This is a genomic window from Vibrio sp. 10N.286.49.B3 (genome assembly GCF_002873395.1).
In the GTDB taxonomy this organism is placed as follows: Bacteria; Pseudomonadota; Gammaproteobacteria; order Enterobacterales; family Vibrionaceae; genus Vibrio.
In genome coordinates this window covers 218,701-238,298 of record NZ_MCUV01000001.1, presented here as the reverse complement: position 1 = coordinate 238,298, position 19,598 = coordinate 218,701, and the positions used below count along the sequence as shown (strand labels likewise).

Here is a 19,598-nt window from a genome sequence, read left to right as displayed (position 1 = left end):
AATAGAAAAGGATTTTGGTGTAGGAGTGTAAAGGCAAGAAGGGGCTAAATACCTAACTCATCTAACAAGTCATTAGCTTCGTTTTTGTTTGAAGCCGCTTGATTGTCAGAGTTTTTTGACACTTTTTGCATGTTTGATTGTGTCTCTTTTAAAATCTCATCTGGGCAAACGTCGGTTTCGACTTCAAACTCTTCTAGCTGAATGAACTCCGTTTTATCCATAGCAAGCTCAAGATAGAAAATATTATTTTGTTCAGTTGAGAAGCTAACGCGGCGTGCTTGTGGGCGGTCTAAATTAGTATCAACAGATAAGATAACTTGCTTATTTAGTGCCAGCATTTTAGGTTGATTTTGCGTGATATGTGTCTGTAGTTCTTTACGGATCTTATTGGTAAAATTGCCAACAAGTTGGTTCATTAGCTCACCAAGTACATCGGCAACTTCATCTGAGGTATGTGAAATCGCTAGTGTTTCTTCAGGCATTCCCATATTGCGCATATAATTGCTATATAACTCTAATGCCGCTTTTGCCGTGAAGTTGATAACAACTAAACCTGAAAAACCACCATCAAAGAGAACAAAACAACCAAAGTCAGGCTTTAGACTCGTTTTGTTGATTTTTTGTACCATCGCCGAATAAGAGACTTGAGAATCTGTGGCTGAAGTTAGCACGCTTGAAACCGACTGACATAATTTTAGTAGAATATCTTCCGTGGTTATTACTTTATTTTTTTTCATTTTTTATGCTCAATGAGTCCTGTGCTCTAAATTAACGTCAGCTATTGTGCCGTGAAATTAAAATAAAGAAAGCATGAGTTGTATTTTTGAGTTGAGATTATGATTTGATCGCCTTTTTAGATGGTGTAAAGTGATCAGATTCAAAGATTATTAATGAACATTTAACCCATAACTGATTGGATCAGTGTTTTAGGGGGCAGGAAGCACTATGTTACCAAGACTTCAATTACATTCAGATGTTGATCCCGTTATTGTCCAGTTTTTAGAAGCACTAAAAACGGCTGGTTTTAGCGGAGATATCGAAACACACTATTCAAGCCGACTTGCTGTAGCGACGGATAACAGTGTATATCAACAATTACCACAAGCTGTGGTACACCCTAAAAACACCCACGATGTCACTCTTATCGGTCAGTTAAGCACGGACTCTATTTATGAGCGTGTTACTTTTTCACCTCGTGGGGGGGGGACAGGTACGAATGGGCAATCTCTCACTCAAGGCCTCGTCGTTGATCTTTCCCGATATATGAATAAGGTTATTGAAATAAATGAAAAAGAGGGGTGGGTTAGGGTTCAAACTGGCATTGTTAAAGATCAGCTCAATGATGCTATTAGACCTTATGGTTATTTCTTTTCTCCAGAACTATCAACCAGTAATCGTGCCACAATTGGTGGAATGATCAATACCGATGCTTCAGGTCAAGGTTCGTTAAAGTATGGAAAAACCTCAGACCATGTTTTATCGGTTCAAGCTGTATTAGCAGACGGTTCATGCCTAGAGTCAGATTTATCTCATGGCCTTCCTTTAGAGCAAGAGTACGCTGCGAATGCATTAAAGGTAAGTGAACAGGTTTGTAGAGATAAGCGAGAGCAAGTTAACGCCAAATTTCCGCCGCTCAACCGTTTCTTAACGGGTTATGATCTAAAAAATGCCCTTAATGACAAAACGGATCAATTTGATCTTACACGCATACTTTGTGGTTCTGAAGGATCATTGGCGTTTATAACGGAAGCGAAACTTAATCTAACGCCAATACCGAAAACTCGAATATTAGTGAATGTTAAATACGATAGTTTCGATGCTGCTTTGCGTAATGCGCCATTTATGGTTGAAGCAGAGGCTTTATCAGTCGAAACCATTGACTCAAAAGTTCTTGATCTCGCTAAGCAAGATATTGTTTGGCATACCGTTAGCGATCTATTAACCGATGTGCCTAATCAGGAAATGCTCGGTATTAATATTGTCGAATTTGCTGGGCAGAGTAAAGATGAAGTGCTGCAACAGGTTGAGGATCTTACCGATAAGCTGGATGAACAATTAGCAGCGCAGCAGTCTGGTATTATTGGTTTTCAAGTGTGTTCAGAATTAGTGAGTATCCAGCGTATCTATGCCATGCGGAAAAAAGCCGTTGGGTTATTAGGAGCTGCAGAAGGTCGTGCTAAACCGGTTCCATTTGCAGAAGACACGTGTGTACCACCTGAAAATTTAGCGGACTTTATTGCTGAGTTTAGACAGCTTTTAGACAGCCATCAGCTGCGCTACGGTATGTTTGGGCATGTTGATACAGGGGTTTTACACGTTCGCCCAGCGCTTGATTTGTGCGATCCAAAACAAGAAGCATTGATGCATCAAATCTCTGATCAAGTTGTCGCATTAGTCGCTAAATATGGTGGATTAATGTGGGGTGAGCATGGTAAAGGCTTTCGCTCTGAATACAGTCCCGCTTTTTTTGGTGATGAATTATTTACAGAACTGCGTCGTATCAAAGCGGCTTTTGACCCTCATAATAAGATGAACCCTGGCAAAATTTGTACACCGCTAGAAGCGAATGCAGCAGCACGTACTGCGCATACAGAAGGTTTAGTCAAGGTTAGTGCGGTTAAACGTGGCTATTACGACCGCCAGATCGATGTTCAAGTTAGAGATAGCTTTAAGCAGGCGATGGAGTGTAATGGTAATGGCTTGTGTTTTAATTACGATACAAGTTCTCCGATGTGTCCTTCAATGAAAGTTACCGCTGATCGTCGTCACTCACCAAAAGGGCGCGCTGGGTTAGTTCGAGAGTGGCTGCGTCAATTAACCGAACAAGGGATTGATATTCTTGACCTAGAAAAACTGGTTCTTGAATCAACACCGTCAATTAAAACCATGATAGAAAAAGTACGCAATGGGATAAATAAACGCCATGAGTACGATTTTTCACATGAAGTTTATGAAGCGATGAATGGATGTTTAGCTTGTAAAGCTTGTGCTACGCAGTGCCCGATCAAAGTCGATGTCCCAAGCTTTCGATCGCGTTTTTTAAATATTTACTACTCTCGTTATCAGCGCCCAGCAAAAGACTATTTAGTTGCAAATATTGAAACAATGCTGCCGTTAATGGCGAAGTTTCCTAAAGTGGTGAATACCGTTATTGCCCAACCTTGGGTGAAAGGGTTAACCAAAGCAACGGTCGGCTATGTTGATACTCCTTTATTATCAGTACCAACATTAGAGCGCCATTTAACAATGCAGGCTGAGCAAGGGGTGGTTGATTTTGATTTAGCGATGCTAGATGCTCTGACGGTTGAGGAAAAAGCACAGTATGTATTGATTGTTCAAGACCCTTTTACTAGCTATTACGATGCGCAAGTTGTAGCCGACTTTGTTTCATTAGTACGCAAGCTGGATAAAGTTCCTGTTATGTTACCGTTTAAACCCAATGGTAAAGCGCAGCATATTAAAGGTTTTTTAAAACAGTTTGCGAAGAGTGCACAAACAGCCTCTGACTTTTTAACTGATGTGGCTAGCTTATCAATACCTATGGTTGGTGTTGATCCTGCTTTAGTACTTTGCTATCGAGATGAATATGCCGAAGTACTAGGGGATAAACGAGGTGATTTTGAAGTATTAACGGTGCATGAGTGGCTTATGCCGAATTTGGCACAATTTACTCCATCGACTGCACAAAAAGAGAGTGATGCGCTGACCAAACCTTGGTACCTGCTTGCTCACTGTACTGAGAAAACCAAGCTTCCTAATGCCGAAAAAGAGTGGGGCGCTATATTTACTCACTTTGGTGGGGTGTTAAATACAGTTCCTGTTGGTTGCTGTGGCATGGCAGGTACTTTTGGGCACGAAGCCGATAAATTACAGATGTCGAAAGATATTTACGATTTAAGTTGGCAACCAAGCCTACAAACACTACCTAAAGAGCGCTGTTTGATCACTGGGTATTCGTGTCGAAGTCAAGTTAAGCGCTTTGAAGGACAAGTATTGTTACATCCACTGCAAGCACTAAATGAGATGCTGTAATTTTTAGTGATGCCTTTCTGTTTGCTTTATTAATCAACTCAATAACCACTAGTTATCAAATAAAGCCTCCTAAAATGAATCTATTTTAGGAGGCTTTTTGGTGCGTAAGTGTCAGAAAATCGATTCATGGCTTATATTTATCACTGACGACTTTGATTACTCGAAAGGACATAGTGACCATGCGATTGTTACGCCTTATTTTAAGTACAGCACTTTTTTGTTTTGCTTTTTTTCCTTTACATGCGCAAGAGTCTGACTCGTCAACTCGAATTATTGGTGGAGAAGAGGCAAAGTCAGGGCAATGGCCTTCGATGGCGGCACTTATACAGGCTGGAGTGAATGCATTTGATGGTCATTTTTGTGGTGGAAACTATATTGGTGACGGGTATGTATTGACCGCTGCTCACTGTGTCGCAGATAAAGACGCTGATGAGATTGAGGTTGTTCTGGGTGTCAGTGATTTGACCGATTCCCCTTTGGTTGGTGAGCGTATTGCAATAAAAGAGTTATATGTACATGAATTATATAATTTAAATAGCACTGATTATGATATTGCGCTTATAGAACTGGAGCAACTTCCATCCGTCGAAACAGCCTTATTAGCGACTTGGCTAGATTATGGTCAAGTTAATACAGGAGAAACTTTAACGGTTATGGGGTGGGGGAATTTACAATCCGATCCCAATTTAGTTGCTGACTATCCAGAGCTGCTTTATCAAGTCGATGTCCCTTTAGTTTCACAAACTCAGTGTCGCAGTTTAGGTGGTGACTATGCAGGTATTGGAGATGATGCTTTTTGTGCGGGCTACTTAGCAGGTGGAAAAGATTCTTGCCAAGGGGATAGTGGTGGTCCGATAGTATTTAATGATAATGGTGAATATAAACAGTTAGGCATTGTCAGTTGGGGTGTTGGCTGCGCTCAAGAAAATGCTTACGGTGTATATGCCAATGTTGGGTATTTTGAAGAGTGGATAGCGCAGAAAATAGCAGGCCAGCACTTTATTAATCAAGACGATCTTGGTGTATTAGAAATTCGCTCACAACATTATTCGCATACTTTCACTATTGAGAATAACAATTCACAGAGCGTAGTGTATCAACTTAGCGAATTAGAGAATGCAACCTTAGATGAAGATAACTGTAGTGATTTAGTGATCAATAATGGTGGTTCATGCACTGTCAGCATCATTTTTTCAGTATTAGATTACGGTGAAGCGCAAAGTGCCATCGTGTTGAGTCATGATGTAGAAGGTATTGAACCATTCACATTGGAAATACATTATATAGGAATGGATGCAGCAGAAATAGAATTAGATAGTGGTTCAAGTGGTGGTGCTATGGGTTGGTGGCTCTTGGTTTTATTCGCCATGGTAGGGAAGCGATTGAGCAGGAGGTGTACTCGAGTGATTTTTAAGGGCATCACTCGATATAATGATTAAGTTCAATTATCGTTAATTAACCTTAATAAGGGGGACTGATTGAAATGTCGGTTTCCCTAAAGAGAAGTGCTTATCTCTGCGGCCAAAAAAGCAGACTTACAGGCATTGAAGCGCTCAACAAGATCGTCAATAGCGTCTTGTTGGTAAGGTTTTAGTCCGCTAGCAACCATGCGTTTTATGCCATGACCAACCACTTCTCCTTCTTCTTTAAAGGCGAAATTTAATGTTACAACGCCACGTTTACCGTCAACATTGAAAGTAGCACCGGTAAAATCGACTTCAGGATGCGAGAGATCAAGGCGACTAAACTCAATATCCATACTTTCATATATAACTAAAGGACGTTGGCAATTGATCATCATCTGCTGTTCTTCCATTAGCGGTACCATGATGTGTGGGAAGTTCATGCCAGAAAACTGTACGTAATTGGTGACAACATGCTCGATAAAGCTAAGATCCTGTGATGAATCACCTTGACGAGTCATGTGTAGATACTCTTTGCCGTTATCATCAACGAGCGCACTATCACTCGCACTAATATTCATGATCTGTAGTGGGGTATTATCGCTAACCATCCCTGAAAATTTCACCTGCATTTTTTGGCTTATCCCTTCTTTTTGAAGCAATACTGCAAATAGCAGATCACCAGGGACACAAAAACGCTTATTGTCTTCATCGTGGATGGGGTTAAAGTCTCCAGCCACTTTTTTGGCAAAGTGACTCGCTTGCTCACGAGTGAATTGGAACTGATTATTGGTATTTGAGTGGTAGGGTGTTAAAAACATAAATATCTATCGGTAATGGGAACTGCAGTGATTATAAACAACTAGGAGGTGCTAAATGGTCTATCCAGTTATTTGGCATAAGGTTGTTATTTTTGTAGTGTCAGTTACAATGTGCAACTGACTCAATTTAGGTGCATCAGTATTTGTACTTAGTTTGTGTTATCTCAAATCAGATGATTTACCCGTATCTCTAAGCATTGTATTGATTAGAGAGATAAACTTAGCAAGTGTTGCTTGGTATGCAACACCACTGTAAAGGATATAAAATGCCTGTAATTACTCTTCCTGACGGTAGTCAACGTTCATTCGACGCACCTGTATCTACGATGGATGTTGCTGCATCTATTGGTCCAGGCCTTGCTAAAGCGACAATCGCTGGACGCGTTGACGGTACCCGTGTTGATGCTTGTGATCTTATTGAACACGATGCTAGCCTAGAAATTATCACGACAAAAGATGAAGACGGTCTTGAGATTGTTCGTCACTCGTGTGCTCACCTACTAGGTCATGCAATTAAGCAACTTTTCCCTGAAGCAAAAATGGCGATTGGTCCGACCATCGACAACGGCTTCTACTATGATATCGATCTTGAGCAATCTTTAACTCAAGATGACTTAGATGCAATTGAAAAGCGCATGAAGGCGCTAGCTAAAACTAAGTATCAAGTAATTAAGAAAAAAGTTAGCTGGCAGGAAGCTCGCGATGCATTTGAAGCACGCGGCGAAACGTACAAAATTGAAATTCTAGATGAAAATGTATCAAAAGATGATCGCCCAGGCTTATATCATCATGAAGAATACATTGACATGTGCCGTGGTCCTCACGTACCAAGCATGAGCTTCTGTCAGCACTTTACGTTATTAAACGTTGCTGGCGCATACTGGCGTGGTAATAGTGACAATAAAATGCTTCAGCGTATCTACGGTACAGCATTTCATGACAAAAAAGCACTGAAAGCACATTTAACGCGTCTTGAAGAAGCAGCGAAGCGTGATCACCGTAAAATCGGTAAGCACCTAGATCTATTCCACATGCAGCAAGAAGCACCTGGTATGGTATTCTGGCACCATAATGGTTGGTCTATCTTCCGTGATCTTGAAGTTTTTGTTCGTGAGAAACTAACAGAATACGATTACCAAGAAGTAAAAGGTCCATTAATGATGGATCGCGTATTATGGGAACGTTCTGGTCACTGGGACAAATATGCTGAAGCGATGTTCACAACAAGTTCTGAGAACCGTGAATATGCAATTAAGCCAATGAACTGTCCTGGTCATGTTCAAATCTTTAACCAAGGTCTGAAATCGTACCGTGATTTGCCATTGCGTATGGCTGAATTTGGTTCTTGTCATCGTAACGAGCCTTCTGGTGCATTACATGGTATAATGCGCGTTCGTGGCTTCACTCAAGATGACGCTCACATTTTCTGTACTGAAGAACAAGTACAAGAAGAAGTGAAAGGCTGTATTGAGATGGTTTACGATACGTATACAACATTTGGTTTTGAGAACATTGTTGTTAAACTATCGACTCGTCCTGAGCAACGCGTTGGTTCTGACGAAATGTGGGACCGTGCCGAAGCCGATCTTAAGCTAGCGCTTGAGTCGATGGAGATACCGTACGAAATTCAAGATGGTGAAGGTGCCTTCTACGGACCGAAAATTGAATTTACTTTGCATGATTGTCTGGATCGTGCGTGGCAATGTGGTACAGTGCAGCTTGATTTTGCATTACCAGAGCGTTTAGGTGCAACTTATGTTGGTGAAGATAACGAGCGTCACACGCCAGTTATGATTCACAGAGCGATTTTAGGCTCTCTTGAACGTTTCATCGGTATCCTAATTGAAGAATATGCAGGCTTCTTCCCAACTTGGTTGGCGCCGGAGCAGGCTGTTGTAATGGGCATTACGGACAAACAGTCCGAATATGTGCAAGAAATTACAAAAAAATTGCAAAAAAGTGGATTTAGAGTCAAAGCAGACTTGAGAAATGAGAAGATAGGCTTTAAAATCCGTGAACATACTTTGAAGCGTGTTCCGTACATGTTAGTTTGTGGTGACCAAGAAATGGAAGCCGGCGAAATTGCAGTACGTACACGTAAAGGTAATGACCTTGGCAAATTTAAAGTGGATGACTTTATTTCATACATCCAAGCTGAGGTTTCAAACCGTAAGCTCAATCTGGAGGAATAGCTATTAAAGGCGGAAGACGTGGCCAACAACCGGCCAAACAAAACCAGCACCGTTTAAATGGTGACATTCGTGGCGTTCGTGAAGTTCGTTTAACTGGTGCAGACGGCGAAGCCGTAGGTATCGTATCGATCAACGAAGCGCTAGAAGCAGCTGCTGAAGCTGGTATGGATCTTGTAGAGATCAGCCCTAACGCCGAGCCACCAGTCTGTCGTGTGATGGACTATGGTAAGTTCCTCTTTGAAAAGAGTAAAGCTGCGAAAGAGCAGAAGAAGAAGCAAAAGCAGGTCCAGATCAAGGAAATTAAATTCCGTCCTGGGACTGATATTGGAGACTATCAGGTAAAACTACGCAACCTGACTGGTTTCCTAGAAGACGGCAACAAAGTGAAGGTAACAATTCGCTTCCGTGGTCGCGAAATGGCCCACCAAAACATCGGTGTTGACGTTCTAAATCGTTTGAAAGCGGATACTGAAGAATTTGCAGTAGTCGAATCTTTCCCAACGAGAATTGAAGGTCGCCAGATGATTATGGTATTGGCGCCTAAAAAGAAGTAATTAACGGCCTACAAGTAATATGACATCATTGCTGTATTATACAGCGATGGTGTTTTATTCGCCCTGATTACTATGTTTATTAACAACTAACAATGCGGAGTCTTCATCATGCCGAAGATGAAAAGCAACAAAGGTGCTTCTAAGCGTTTCAAGAAAACTGCTGGTGGTATCAAATTTAAGCACGCTACAAAACGCCACATCCTGACTAAACGTACTACTAAGAACAAGCGTCAGCTACGTCCAAACGCAATCTTACCTAAGTGTGAAGTTGCTGCTGTACTACGTATGTTGCCATACGCTTAATTTTTTAGTTTATTTATTTTAGTTTAGGAGAGACATAATGCCTCGCGTAAAACGTGGTGTACAAGCTCGTGCACGTCATAAGAAAGTTCTAAAACAAGCAAAAGGTTACTACGGAGCACGTTCACGTGTTTACCGCGTAGCTTTCCAAGCAGTTACTAAAGCTGGCCAATACGCTTACCGTGACCGTCGCAACAAAAAGCGTCAGTTCCGTCAGCTATGGATTGCTCGTATTAACGCTGCATCTCGTCAAAATGGTCTATCTTACAGCCGTTTCATCAACGGTCTTAAGAAAGCATCTATCGAGATCGACCGTAAGATCCTTGCTGATATCGCAGTATTCGACAAGGCTGCATTTGCAGTTCTAGTTGCTAAAGCGAAAGCTGCTCTTTAATTAGAGTTGCCGTAAGGTTTAAGAAAAAGGAGAGCTTCGGCTCTCCTTTTTTATTGCCTGTCATTTAAGAAAAGTAACGCTATACCAGCATTTACTACGATTGGCATTCTTCATTAAGATTTTATTTTGCATTGGTACCTCCTCAACAAATGGTAAGAGAGTTAGATTTGAGCATATTATTTTCACCAGCCCGTATTGGCAATATGACATTAAAAAACCGGTTTGTACGTAGTGCAACTTGGGAAAATATGGCAACAGATGATGGGCATATGACGGCAAAACTGTATGATATTTATGAAAAGTTAGCTCAAGGAGAGGTTGGGCTTATCGTAACGGGCTATGCCAATATTGTTGAAGAAGAGAAGCCTAATGCTGGCATGATGGGTATTTATAACGATAGCTTCATTGATGAATACCAGACATTGACCGATCTTGTGCATCAATACGACGCTAAAATAGTTATGCAGATAGCCTATGGTGGAACAAAAACGACTTACAATGTTGGCGAGCGAGTGATTTTTTCTCCTAGTGAAGTGCCTGAGCGGGGAACAAAAACCCAAGGTAAGGCGATGACAAAAGATGAAATAGATTACATCGTGAATGCTTTTGCTCATGCTAGTTTACGGGCTAAAAAATCAGGCTTTGATGGTGTAGAAATCCACGCTGCTCATACTTATCTGATTAATCAGTTTCTAAGTCCTTACTACAATCGTCGTGATGATCAGCACGGTGGTAGTTTAGATAATCGTCTGCGTTTTTTAATCGAAATACTAGAACAAACGAGACAGTTAGTTGGTGATGACTTTCCACTTTTAGTTAAACTAACAGCAAGCGAGTTTTTTGAAGGTGGCTTAACATTTACTGAAACGCGTGAAATATGTAAAAAACTGGAACAAATTGGTGTCGATGCCATTATTGTCTCAGGTAATATTCATGGTAATGCCAGTGCATTAGTGGGTGAGTCATTTGATGGCTGTACTTTGCAAGCGGAAGGTTATTTTCATGAATACGGAGATATCATTAGTCGAGAGGTTGATATTCCCGTTATAACTGTTGGTGGCTTAAGTGATATTCATGCAATAGAAAGTATGGCTGAGAAAACAGGGATTGAATTTTTTGCTGTATCTAGACCATTACTTGCAGAACCACATTTAATTAAGCGTTGGAAAGAAGGTCAGCAAGCCCCTGTTGATTGTGAGCGTTGCTCTAAATGTCGAACCAGGCGTGGTAATTTTTGTGTTGTCTATAATGCCAATCGTAATAAAGAAAGATCAGTGCAATTGAGAGAGGGGAAATTGTGACGTTAACTTTTTCGCTGGGGACTATTGATGATCTTTTATTGGTTGATGCTCAAGTGCCAGAGTTCGACGGTCGTACCACAAGACAAAAAATCGAAGCAAGACTCGTAAATAAGCCATCTCTGATCTTGATTGCCAAGTCAGGTGATACTCCTGTTGCTTATAAAGTCGGTTACCAGCTATCCGACAGTGAATTCTATAGTTGGTTAGGTGGGGTCATTCCTAGTTATCGTAAACAAGGGATTGCTACTATTTTACGAGAGAAACAAGAAGCGTGGGCTTTAAGTGCAGGGTATAGTAAATTAAGTGTAAAATCGATGAACCGCTACCCAGCTATGCTCCAGTTACTTATTTCTAGCCAATATCAAATTAGTGGCTATGAAGATAATGGCTCAACATCAGACAGTAAAATCAGCTTCATAAAAACACTAGTAAAATAACGCTCACGCTTTTAACCAATACCTATCAAATATACGATATTTAAAGGTATTTCTACGCCATTAATAAACCGTTCAGATTAATTACTGCGTAATACTATCTGAGCGGCTTATAAAACCTCACCTCTATTATTTATAAATTAGATATAAATAATTAAAATGAATAAATATTCAGTATGCTTAATGCTAGCTTCGAGGAGCGTCTTTTATAGTACGAGCTACCATCGCTATAATTATTTCTATTTATTGGATTAAATATTCATATATTTACTTTGTTGTGGTGTGTCTCGCCATATTAATCAGTATTAATTATAGTATTAACAAATAATCTTCTTGTGTGGTTGATTAGTGAGCATGTGAATTCAGCATGCTTGTTATTGTTGGTAATTATAATATAGTACTTTAAATGGAATAATTATGTTCCTTAAAGAGCGGGGAAGTTATTGGCGATAAAGTTCAATAGCTTTCATTGCACCCACGCGCGTACGATGTTTATGAAAGGGTTTATCATGATTGATTTTTGGCCTTTAATTGGTGTAGCAATTATCACCATTGGCTTAGCGTTACGCTTAAATACCTTATTGGTTATTTTGATTGCAGGGATAGTAACAGGACTGGTTGCTAAGATTGATTTTATTGAGATCTTATCGATTCTCGGTGCTTCTTTTACACAGAACCGCTACATGTCATTGTTTATTTTAGTGTTGCCTATGATAGGTGTGCTAGAAAGGTTTGGTTTAAGGGAGCGTGCTGAAACGCTAATTGGCTCGATAAAGCAAGCTTCAGCGGGGCGTGTGATGCTGACTTACTTATTACTTCGCAAAGTTACTAATGGGTTAGGTCTTAACTTAGGTGGTCACCCTTCAATGATCCGTCCTCTTGTTGCACCAATGGCAGAAGCGGCAGCAGAAAAGGGAAGAAAGCCACTATCAAATAAAGAAAGACAGCATCTACGAGCATTAGCAGCAATGAGTGAAAACTTTGCTAACTTCTTTAGTCAATTAATCTTTATTGGTGCTGGTGGATTATTACTCATCAAAGGTGTTCTAGAAGATCATGGCTATAGCGTGGCATTAAATGAAATGTTCATGTGGGCAATTCCGACAGCACTTGCTTCATGCGTCGTATTTTATATTAGAGCTTGGATTGAAGATTCTCGCTTAAAGAAAGCAGGTGAGCAGGAGTAAGACAATGTTAGAGTATATTTATCAAGCAACAGGTTTACTATTAATTGCATTTGCTATTCAGAGTTTTGCAGATAAACAAAATGCTAAATCCATCGGAACAGGCTGTTTCTGGCTCGCTTACGGTGTCTCTTTTTGTCTTGGCAGTGTCTTACCAGATTGGTTTGTTGGTGTACTTGTTTTAGTCATGACACTGATAGCGGCATCTGGATTGATGGGCATCGGGTCTTATAACACTAGTAACAATGAATTTAGAGCAGCCAGTGCACAATCACTGAAAAATAAATTATTCCTACCAGCCATTATCGTGCCGATTGGTACTATTTTATGGAGTCAACTGACGGGGACAAGTGCGTTAATTGGTCTTGGTTTTAGTTCTATTTTGGCACTGCTAGCGGCGAATGTCTTAACTAAATGCAAGCCTGTACAAAGTATTCATGAAGGGCGTCGCTTAATTGATACCATTGGTTGGGCAGCAATTTTATCTCAATTTCTCGCGGCACTAGGCTACTTATTTGGTCAAGCTGGTGTCGGTGATACGGTTTCACAGATAGTAAAAGAGATCGTTCCTCATGGCAGTGTACTGGCTTATGTGATTGCTTATACATTCGGAATGGCGATATTTACCATTGTAATGGGGAACGCATTTGCAGCTTTTGCTGTGATTACTGCCGGCATTGGTATCCCGCTGCTTATGGTTGAAATGGGCGGAGATCCGATAGTTATTGGTGTTCTTGGTATGATTTCAGGTTATTGCGGTACCTTAATGACGCCAATGGCAGCCAACTTTAATGTTGTTCCTGCAGCATTATTAGAATTAGAAAATAAGAACCAAGTCATCATGACTCAATTTATTCCTGGTCTTATTATGTTAGTGATTAACACTGCATTTATGTATATGTTTGCTTTTTAGGAGTTTATTATGAAAAAAATCTTAATTACAGGTTTTGAACCATTTGGCAATGATAAGATAAACCCTGCATTAGAAGCAGTGAAGTTAATTGCAAACCGTCAGTTGAATGGTGGGGTAATTACAATTTGTCAGGTGCCTGTTGTTCGTTATAAATCGATTGATGTTGTACAAAAAGCGATTGAAGAGCAAAAGCCAGACGCGGTGATTACTGTTGGGCAAGCATCTGGACGTGCTGCCATTACTCCTGAGCGTATAGCGATTAATGTTGATGACTTCCGCATCCCAGATAACGATGGTATTCAAGTGATTGATGAGCCAGTTGTTCAAGGTGGTCCAGATGCCTACTTTACGACATTACCGATAAAGGCAATGGTAGATGCAATGCAAAAGCAAGGCATTCCAGCGGTGCTTTCTAATACGGCTGGTACTTTTGTTTGCAACCACTTATTTTACGGTATTCAGCATTATTTAAAAGATAGTAATATTCGACATGGTTTTGTTCATATTCCTCTTTTACCTGAGCAGTCCGTTGATGGTTCGCAACCAACTATGAAGCTTGAGGTTATCGCTGAAGGTTTGGCTATTGCAGCACAAGCTATCATTGATAATGAACAAGATATTCAGCAAGGTGGCGGAACAATCTGCTAACTGTGGACGCTGAAAACGAGTTCATCTTATTAAGCCTAATAACGTATTGTTGTTAGGCTTTTTTGATCTTGTTTCGGTAATAAGGGCTTAGTTTCGGCGTCGTGAATAATATCTCACCATTATCTGTTATTAAGGTCACAAATCGTTGTTTTTTATCGTGATCAGATGGATAGATAACTAAGCGCTACATACACTTAATGAGTTGTTATTGATAGGCGGTCACAGCGTTTATTAATAGCTTATTAGAGACAGGGAAGGTGTGTATGAAGTGTGTGATGGCTTTTTTTAAAATACTAATTTTGAGTGGAGTATTATTGGCAACTCCGGTCTATGCTCAGGCTCTTATTGAATTACAGCAAAAGTTAACCGCCGATCTTGTCGAGTTAGAACAAGCTCATGAGAATGATAAAGAGTTTCTAGAGGATATTCTGCGTCGTAAAAATGAGCATTTACGTGACCAGATTAGGCTTAAAATCACAGAGAATACAGAGAATACAGAGAATACAGAGAATACAGAGAATACAGAGAAGGTAGAGGGGAGACCTGAACTTGTTACTGACCTGTTACTTGGACAAATCAAGTTACTGGAAGATTTATTGGCATTAAGCGACACTAAGTTACACAGCTTAGCCTCAGAGGTTCGCGCTGCCAGTGATGAAGAAAAGCTAAAGCTAGAACTTAAAATGCAAAGACGTATTTCAATAATGGATGTTTATTATAAACAGCTTGATACCACGTTGAAGCTAGCTGCAGATAATGGATTAGACATTACTGAAACACAGGATAGCTTTAAGCTAACGCTTATTGAACGAGCTGAAATGCTATCTAACTTAATTCTTTATACCGATACACAGAAGAAAGAAGTGGAAGCAAGACTCGCTTATGTCAGCGCGACTGAGAAAGCTGAGTTAAAAGATGTGGTCGTTCGATATAATGAGCGAATTGCGATGATTGTGCAGAGCTTAGAAGCTGGCATGAAGCTAATGGAGCCTATGGGCGTTAATGTCACAGATTATAAGCAATTATTAGTGTTACTCACGGGTAATATTAATGCGGATGTTCTGGATGCAAGTGTTGCCTATGGCTTACTTGAAGAGTGGGTCACTTCATTCAAAGCGTGGCTTTTTGAGAATACACCTTCAATTATTGTTAAGGTTGCAGTATTTCTCGGTATCTTATATCTAACGCGTAAGGTTTCACGTTTAGTCGCGAAAACCGTGGGTAAAAGTCTTAAGCGCTCGAAGATGGATTTTAGCGTATTAATGCAAGATTTCTTTGTTTCTATCGCTGCTAAAGTGGTCATTTTCATTGGCTTACTCATCGCTCTATCTCAGGTCGGTATTGAACTCGCCCCACTATTAACAGGTTTCGGGGTTGCTGGGGTGATTATTGGTTTCGCCTTGCAAGATACCTTATCAAACTTTGCTTCTGGTCTTATGATTCTGGTTTATCGTCCGTATGATGTTGGCGACATGGTTAAAGTGGCTGGTATTCAAGGTACTGTTAAAAATATGAGTTTGGTGTCAACCACAGTACAAACGATTGATAATCAGAGGTTGGTGATCCCGAATAATAAAATTTGGGGTGATGTGATTAATAATATTACAGCAGAAAAAACACGTCGGGTTGATATGGTCTTTGGCATTGGTTATGCCGATGATATTGATAAAGCTAAAATGATTTTTATGGACATTTTAACCAGCGATGAGCGTGTCTTAAAAACGCCGAATCCTATGGTAAAGCTGCATACATTAAATGAATCTTCGGTTGATTTTATTGTTCGACCTTGGGTTAAAACCACCGATTATTGGGATGTGTACTGGGATGTCACTGAGCAAGTTAAAAAGCGCTTAGATGCTGAAGGTGTTTCGATACCATTCCCACAGCGAGATGTTCATTTATATACACATACTCCTGAAAAGAGCTAAGTCAAAAAATATATGGTTTATATAAAGTCTGATAACCATGGGGAAAGGTTATCAGACTCAGAATTACTTTAATTTAGCATTATCTTAGTTCAGGAAACCGACGTTGGTACCTTGGCAACATACTTTCATTGCCTAGAATCCCCCCTTGGTGAATATATAAGATGGTTTTTTCCGGGTTCTCTTGTTGCCAGTTGCGTAAACATTGCCACATCAATGGATCATAAAGTAGATCAAATTCAATATTTGTTTCTTCTTCAAGCTCTAACCATATCGCGTAATCTTCTTCGTACAGCTTGCCAAAGTGATGCTTAGTTTCCAGTGGTAAAATATCAGGATGCTGGCTTTCTTCAAGCTCATTAAACTGGGTTGTCAAATAGTCATCCCCACCAACACATGCGCAGGTGATCACCGGAATATTATGCGGCTTTAGGTGTTTATTTAAATACAGAGCAGTACAGCCCGTTCCTGATGGTAAGGCAACCACGAAATCATGTTTAGGTTCAAATCGTATCCAGTCGACAATTTCTTGTGCCAGTTGTTTCACACCATGCTCTGCGATTTTTGAACGACCACCTTCAGGTACCGATAGACAACTCGCATCGGGTTGACGAATGGTATTAATGTATTCAGCTGGGTGTAAATCCGAAAGATGAGCGACCTCGATAACTTTCGCGTTAAGCTCCATAGCACCACGGTAGTTACCCGATGGATTATCTTTGAGGCATTGCGGAATACGATCAACGTAAAACTCTAATTGCCAACCTTTGATATGCGCCAGTGCTGCTAAAGAATAAAGTGAGTTAGCTTGAGCTGAACCATAACCAATTAAGGTGCTGACACCTGGGTAGTCACCTTCGAGTAAGCTCATAAACTTTCTCGCTTTATTGCCAGAGAATAGAGGATGTAGCTTATCATCACGCTTAATAAAAAAGGTCTGGTTATCAAAGCGGTGTTGCGTTATCGGGCTGTTATTTAGCTTCATGGTTCAAGACATTGCATTTTTGTGGGGCGACAGTATCTAGCACTCTGCATCTGGTGTAAATGATTAGATGATAACTTTTTATATTTTAATATTTATGCTGCAAATATTGATGAGGTAAATGGATGTTCAAGCAATAAAAAAAGCGCAGAATAGTCTGCGCTTTTGTTTTCAATTGGAAACCGGCTTTCTTAGCAACTAGCAACTTAGCAACTAGCAACTTGCTATCGACGCGTCTTAGGTTTTCCTCTTGCTGCAGCGGGTCTATCGTTAGACTGACCATTGCCAGTATTATTACGGTTACCCGACTTATTTTGTCCTGGCGCTTTACCCGCTGGCTTTTTACGTTGCCCTCGGTTATCGCGGCTTTGCTCACCACCTAATCCAGGTTGTCCTTTTGCTCCCGTATGCTTAGTCGCAAAACGATTCGCGCCATGACGGCCTGATTTACGGCGTTGAGCTGGCGTTTGTGCTTCAAGATCTTCTTCTGGGATCAAACAGCTTGGCTTATCACCGATAAGGTACTTTTTACCCATATTGATCAATGCTTCACGAATAAGAGGCCAGTTTGCTGGATCGTGGTAACGAAGTAATGCTTTGTGTAGGCGACGTTGACGTTCACCTTTAGCAACCGGTACTTCTTCACGTTTCTTATACTTCACACGTTTTAATGGGTTCGTCTCTGAGTAGTACATAGACGTTGCATTACACATAGGTGAAGGGTAGAAGTTTTGTACCTGATCACACTCATAGTTATTTTTCTTTAACCATAAGGCTAAATTTAGCATGTCTTCATCTTCAGCGCCTGGGTGAGCTGAAATGAAGTAAGGGATAAGGTATTGTTTTTTACCTGCTTCCTTACTGTACTTCTCAAACATCTCTTTAAAGCGATGGTAAGAGCCCATACCTGGTTTCATCATCATATCCAGAGGACCTTTTTCAGTGTGCTCTGGTGCAATTTTCAGGTAGCCACCGACATGGTGAGTAACCAGCTCTCTGACGTACTCTGGTGATTCAATCGCTAAGTCATAGCGAACACCAGAAGCAATCATGACCTTCTTAATCCCTTTTAGCTTACGAGCAGAGCGATATAGATCGATGGTGTGCTTGTGATCCGTATCTAATTTGCTACAAATTTTAGGGAAAACACATGATGGATGTCGACAGTTTCTTTCCGCTTTAGGATCAGAGCAGCCTAGACGATACATGTTCGCCGTTGGACCACCAAGATCTGAAATTGTGCCTGTAAAACCTGGAACTTTGTCGCGAATTTCTTCTAACTCATCCAAAATAGACTCTTTTGAACGGTTTTGAATAATACGACCTTCATGCTCAGTGATACTACAGAAAGAACAACCACCAAAACAGCCACGCATGATATTGACCGAAGTTTTGATCATGTCATAAGCTGGGATTTTAGCTTTGCCGTACATCGGGTGAGGGACTCGTGCAAAAGGCAATGCAAAAACGTAATCCATCTCTTCCGTTTCTAGCGGGATCGGCATTTGGTTAACCCATAGTTCACGATCACCGTGACGTTGGATCAGTGCTCGACCTGAGTATGGGTTGGTTTCTAAATGCATTACACGGCTAGCATGCGCGTATAAAATGCGGTCATTATTTAATTTTTCAAACGGAGGCAGACGAACGGCGGTAGTTTTCGAGTCATGTCGAGAAGGGCGGATAGTGATAGGTTGAGCCACCACTTCTGCTTTTGCTTCTTTGTTGGTCTCACATTGAGTTTCCACTTCATATGGATTAACCGGCACATAAGCCTTGCCTGGTTTTTCAATGCGCGATGAATCAATCACAGTGTAACCTTCTGGTACCGCTGCTAAGTTAACTGCAGTACCACGAATGTTAGTTAACTGCGTTTTTTCTTCACCATTAGCAAGGCGATGAGCCACTTCAACAAGTGCGCGTTCAGCATTACCAAATAGAAGAATATCGGCTTTGGCATCCAAAAGTACTGAGCGGCGGACTTTATCTGACCAGTAATCGTAGTGGGCAACACGACGCAAGCTCGCTTCAATGCCACCTAGCACAATCGTGACACCTTTATAGGCTTCACGACAACGCTGAGAATAAACCAGAGTTGCACGATCAGGGCGCTTACCACCTTCATTGTTAGGCGTGTAAGCATCATCGTGGCGTAGTTTTTTATCCGAAGTGTAACGGTTAATCATCGAATCCATGTTGCCGGCGGTGATACCAAAGAATAAATTTGGTTGGCCGAGTTTCATGAAGTCGTCTTTGTTATTCCATTCTGGTTGCGCAATGATACCGACGCGAAAGCCTTGGGCTTCTAATAAGCGACCAATAATCGCCATACCAAAACTTGGGTGATCAACATAGGCATCACCAGTGACGATAATAATGTCGCAACTGTCCCATCCTAAGGCATCCATCTCTTTTCTACTGGTTGGAAGAAAGGGTGCGCTACCGAAGCACTCGGCCCAGTATTTTTTGTATTGATGAATTGGGGTGATATCGTCGCTGTACATATTACGGCCTC

The 19,598-nt window shown here is 40.9% G+C and carries 16 protein-coding genes; 12 read left to right on the top strand and 4 right to left on the bottom strand.

Going from position 1 to position 19,598, the window contains the following annotated elements; translation table 11 throughout:
* Positions 1–44: 44 nt before the first annotated feature.
* Positions 45–737, bottom strand: a complete 693-nt coding sequence (locus BCU68_RS00975; RefSeq protein WP_102562909.1) for a DUF3334 family protein — start codon at positions 735–737, stop codon at positions 45–47.
* A gap of 208 nt (positions 738–945) precedes the next feature.
* Between BCU68_RS00975 and BCU68_RS00970 the strand changes: the two genes are divergently transcribed.
* Positions 946–4,032: an FAD-binding and (Fe-S)-binding domain-containing protein gene (locus BCU68_RS00970; RefSeq protein ID WP_102562908.1), complete on the top strand. Its 3,087-nt coding sequence runs from the start codon at positions 946–948 to the stop codon at positions 4,030–4,032.
* A 179-nt stretch (positions 4,033–4,211) separates the two neighbouring features.
* Positions 4,212–5,471 (top strand): serine protease, encoded by a 1,260-nt coding sequence (locus tag BCU68_RS00965; protein ID WP_102562907.1) that lies wholly within the window; start codon positions 4,212–4,214, stop codon positions 5,469–5,471.
* A gap of 56 nt (positions 5,472–5,527) precedes the next feature.
* Here the strand turns inward: BCU68_RS00965 and BCU68_RS00960 are convergent, their stop codons facing one another.
* On the bottom strand, positions 5,528–6,256 hold the full coding sequence (locus BCU68_RS00960) for a DUF3581 domain-containing protein (protein ID WP_102562906.1): 729 nt from the start codon (positions 6,254–6,256) through the stop codon (positions 5,528–5,530).
* Between the two features lie 266 nt (positions 6,257–6,522).
* On the opposite strand from BCU68_RS00960, the gene thrS reads away from it, so the two are divergent.
* The 10 genes from thrS to BCU68_RS00915 all read left to right on the top strand — a co-directional run bounded on the left by thrS (position 6,523) and on the right by BCU68_RS00915 (position 16,104).
* On the top strand, positions 6,523–8,448 hold the full coding sequence (thrS, locus tag BCU68_RS00955) for a threonine--tRNA ligase (RefSeq protein ID WP_102562905.1): 1,926 nt from the start codon (positions 6,523–6,525) through the stop codon (positions 8,446–8,448).
* A gap of 2 nt (positions 8,449–8,450) precedes the next feature.
* Positions 8,451–9,002, top strand: coding sequence for a translation initiation factor IF-3 (infC, locus tag BCU68_RS00950; RefSeq protein ID WP_102562904.1), 552 nt, complete (start codon positions 8,451–8,453; stop codon positions 9,000–9,002).
* 108 nt (positions 9,003–9,110) lie between these two features.
* On the top strand, positions 9,111–9,305 hold the full coding sequence (rpmI, locus tag BCU68_RS00945; RefSeq protein WP_102562903.1) for a 50S ribosomal protein L35: 195 nt from the start codon (positions 9,111–9,113) through the stop codon (positions 9,303–9,305).
* Between the two features lie 37 nt (positions 9,306–9,342).
* The gene (rplT, locus tag BCU68_RS00940) at positions 9,343–9,696 is read left to right on the top strand and encodes a 50S ribosomal protein L20 (RefSeq protein ID WP_102562902.1); all 354 of its coding nucleotides are present in this window, start codon (positions 9,343–9,345) and stop codon (positions 9,694–9,696) included.
* Between the two features lie 167 nt (positions 9,697–9,863).
* Complete coding sequence (locus BCU68_RS00935) at positions 9,864–10,997, top strand: NADH:flavin oxidoreductase (protein WP_102563165.1); 1,134 nt, start codon at positions 9,864–9,866, stop codon at positions 10,995–10,997.
* Positions 10,994–11,434: a GNAT family N-acetyltransferase gene (locus BCU68_RS00930; RefSeq protein WP_102562901.1), complete on the top strand. Its 441-nt coding sequence runs from the start codon at positions 10,994–10,996 to the stop codon at positions 11,432–11,434. Before BCU68_RS00935 ends, BCU68_RS00930 begins: the two co-directional genes overlap by 4 nt.
* Before the next feature lie 506 nt (positions 11,435–11,940).
* Positions 11,941–12,618 (top strand): DUF969 domain-containing protein, encoded by a 678-nt coding sequence (locus tag BCU68_RS00925; protein ID WP_102562900.1) that lies wholly within the window; start codon positions 11,941–11,943, stop codon positions 12,616–12,618.
* Between the two features lie 4 nt (positions 12,619–12,622).
* Complete coding sequence (locus tag BCU68_RS17005; RefSeq protein ID WP_198591666.1) at positions 12,623–13,528, top strand: DUF979 domain-containing protein; 906 nt, start codon at positions 12,623–12,625, stop codon at positions 13,526–13,528.
* Positions 13,529–13,537: 9 nt separating this feature from the next.
* Positions 13,538–14,176, top strand: a complete 639-nt coding sequence (gene pcp / locus BCU68_RS17000) for a pyroglutamyl-peptidase I (protein ID WP_198591665.1) — start codon at positions 13,538–13,540, stop codon at positions 14,174–14,176.
* 275 nt (positions 14,177–14,451) lie between these two features.
* On the top strand, positions 14,452–16,104 hold the full coding sequence (locus tag BCU68_RS00915) for a mechanosensitive ion channel domain-containing protein (RefSeq protein ID WP_102563164.1): 1,653 nt from the start codon (positions 14,452–14,454) through the stop codon (positions 16,102–16,104).
* Positions 16,105–16,183: 79 nt separating this feature from the next.
* On the opposite strand, the gene BCU68_RS00910 is transcribed toward BCU68_RS00915, so the two are convergent.
* Both BCU68_RS00910 and BCU68_RS00905 read right to left on the bottom strand, forming a co-directional pair.
* Positions 16,184–17,086: a 1-aminocyclopropane-1-carboxylate deaminase/D-cysteine desulfhydrase gene (locus BCU68_RS00910; RefSeq protein WP_102562899.1), complete on the bottom strand. Its 903-nt coding sequence runs from the start codon at positions 17,084–17,086 to the stop codon at positions 16,184–16,186.
* A gap of 221 nt (positions 17,087–17,307) precedes the next feature.
* Positions 17,308–19,587 carry a YgiQ family radical SAM protein gene (locus BCU68_RS00905; protein WP_102562898.1) on the bottom strand — a complete coding sequence of 760 codons (2,280 nt, stop codon included), beginning with the start codon at positions 19,585–19,587 and terminating at the stop codon, positions 17,308–17,310.
* Positions 19,588–19,598: the final 11 nt, after the last annotated feature.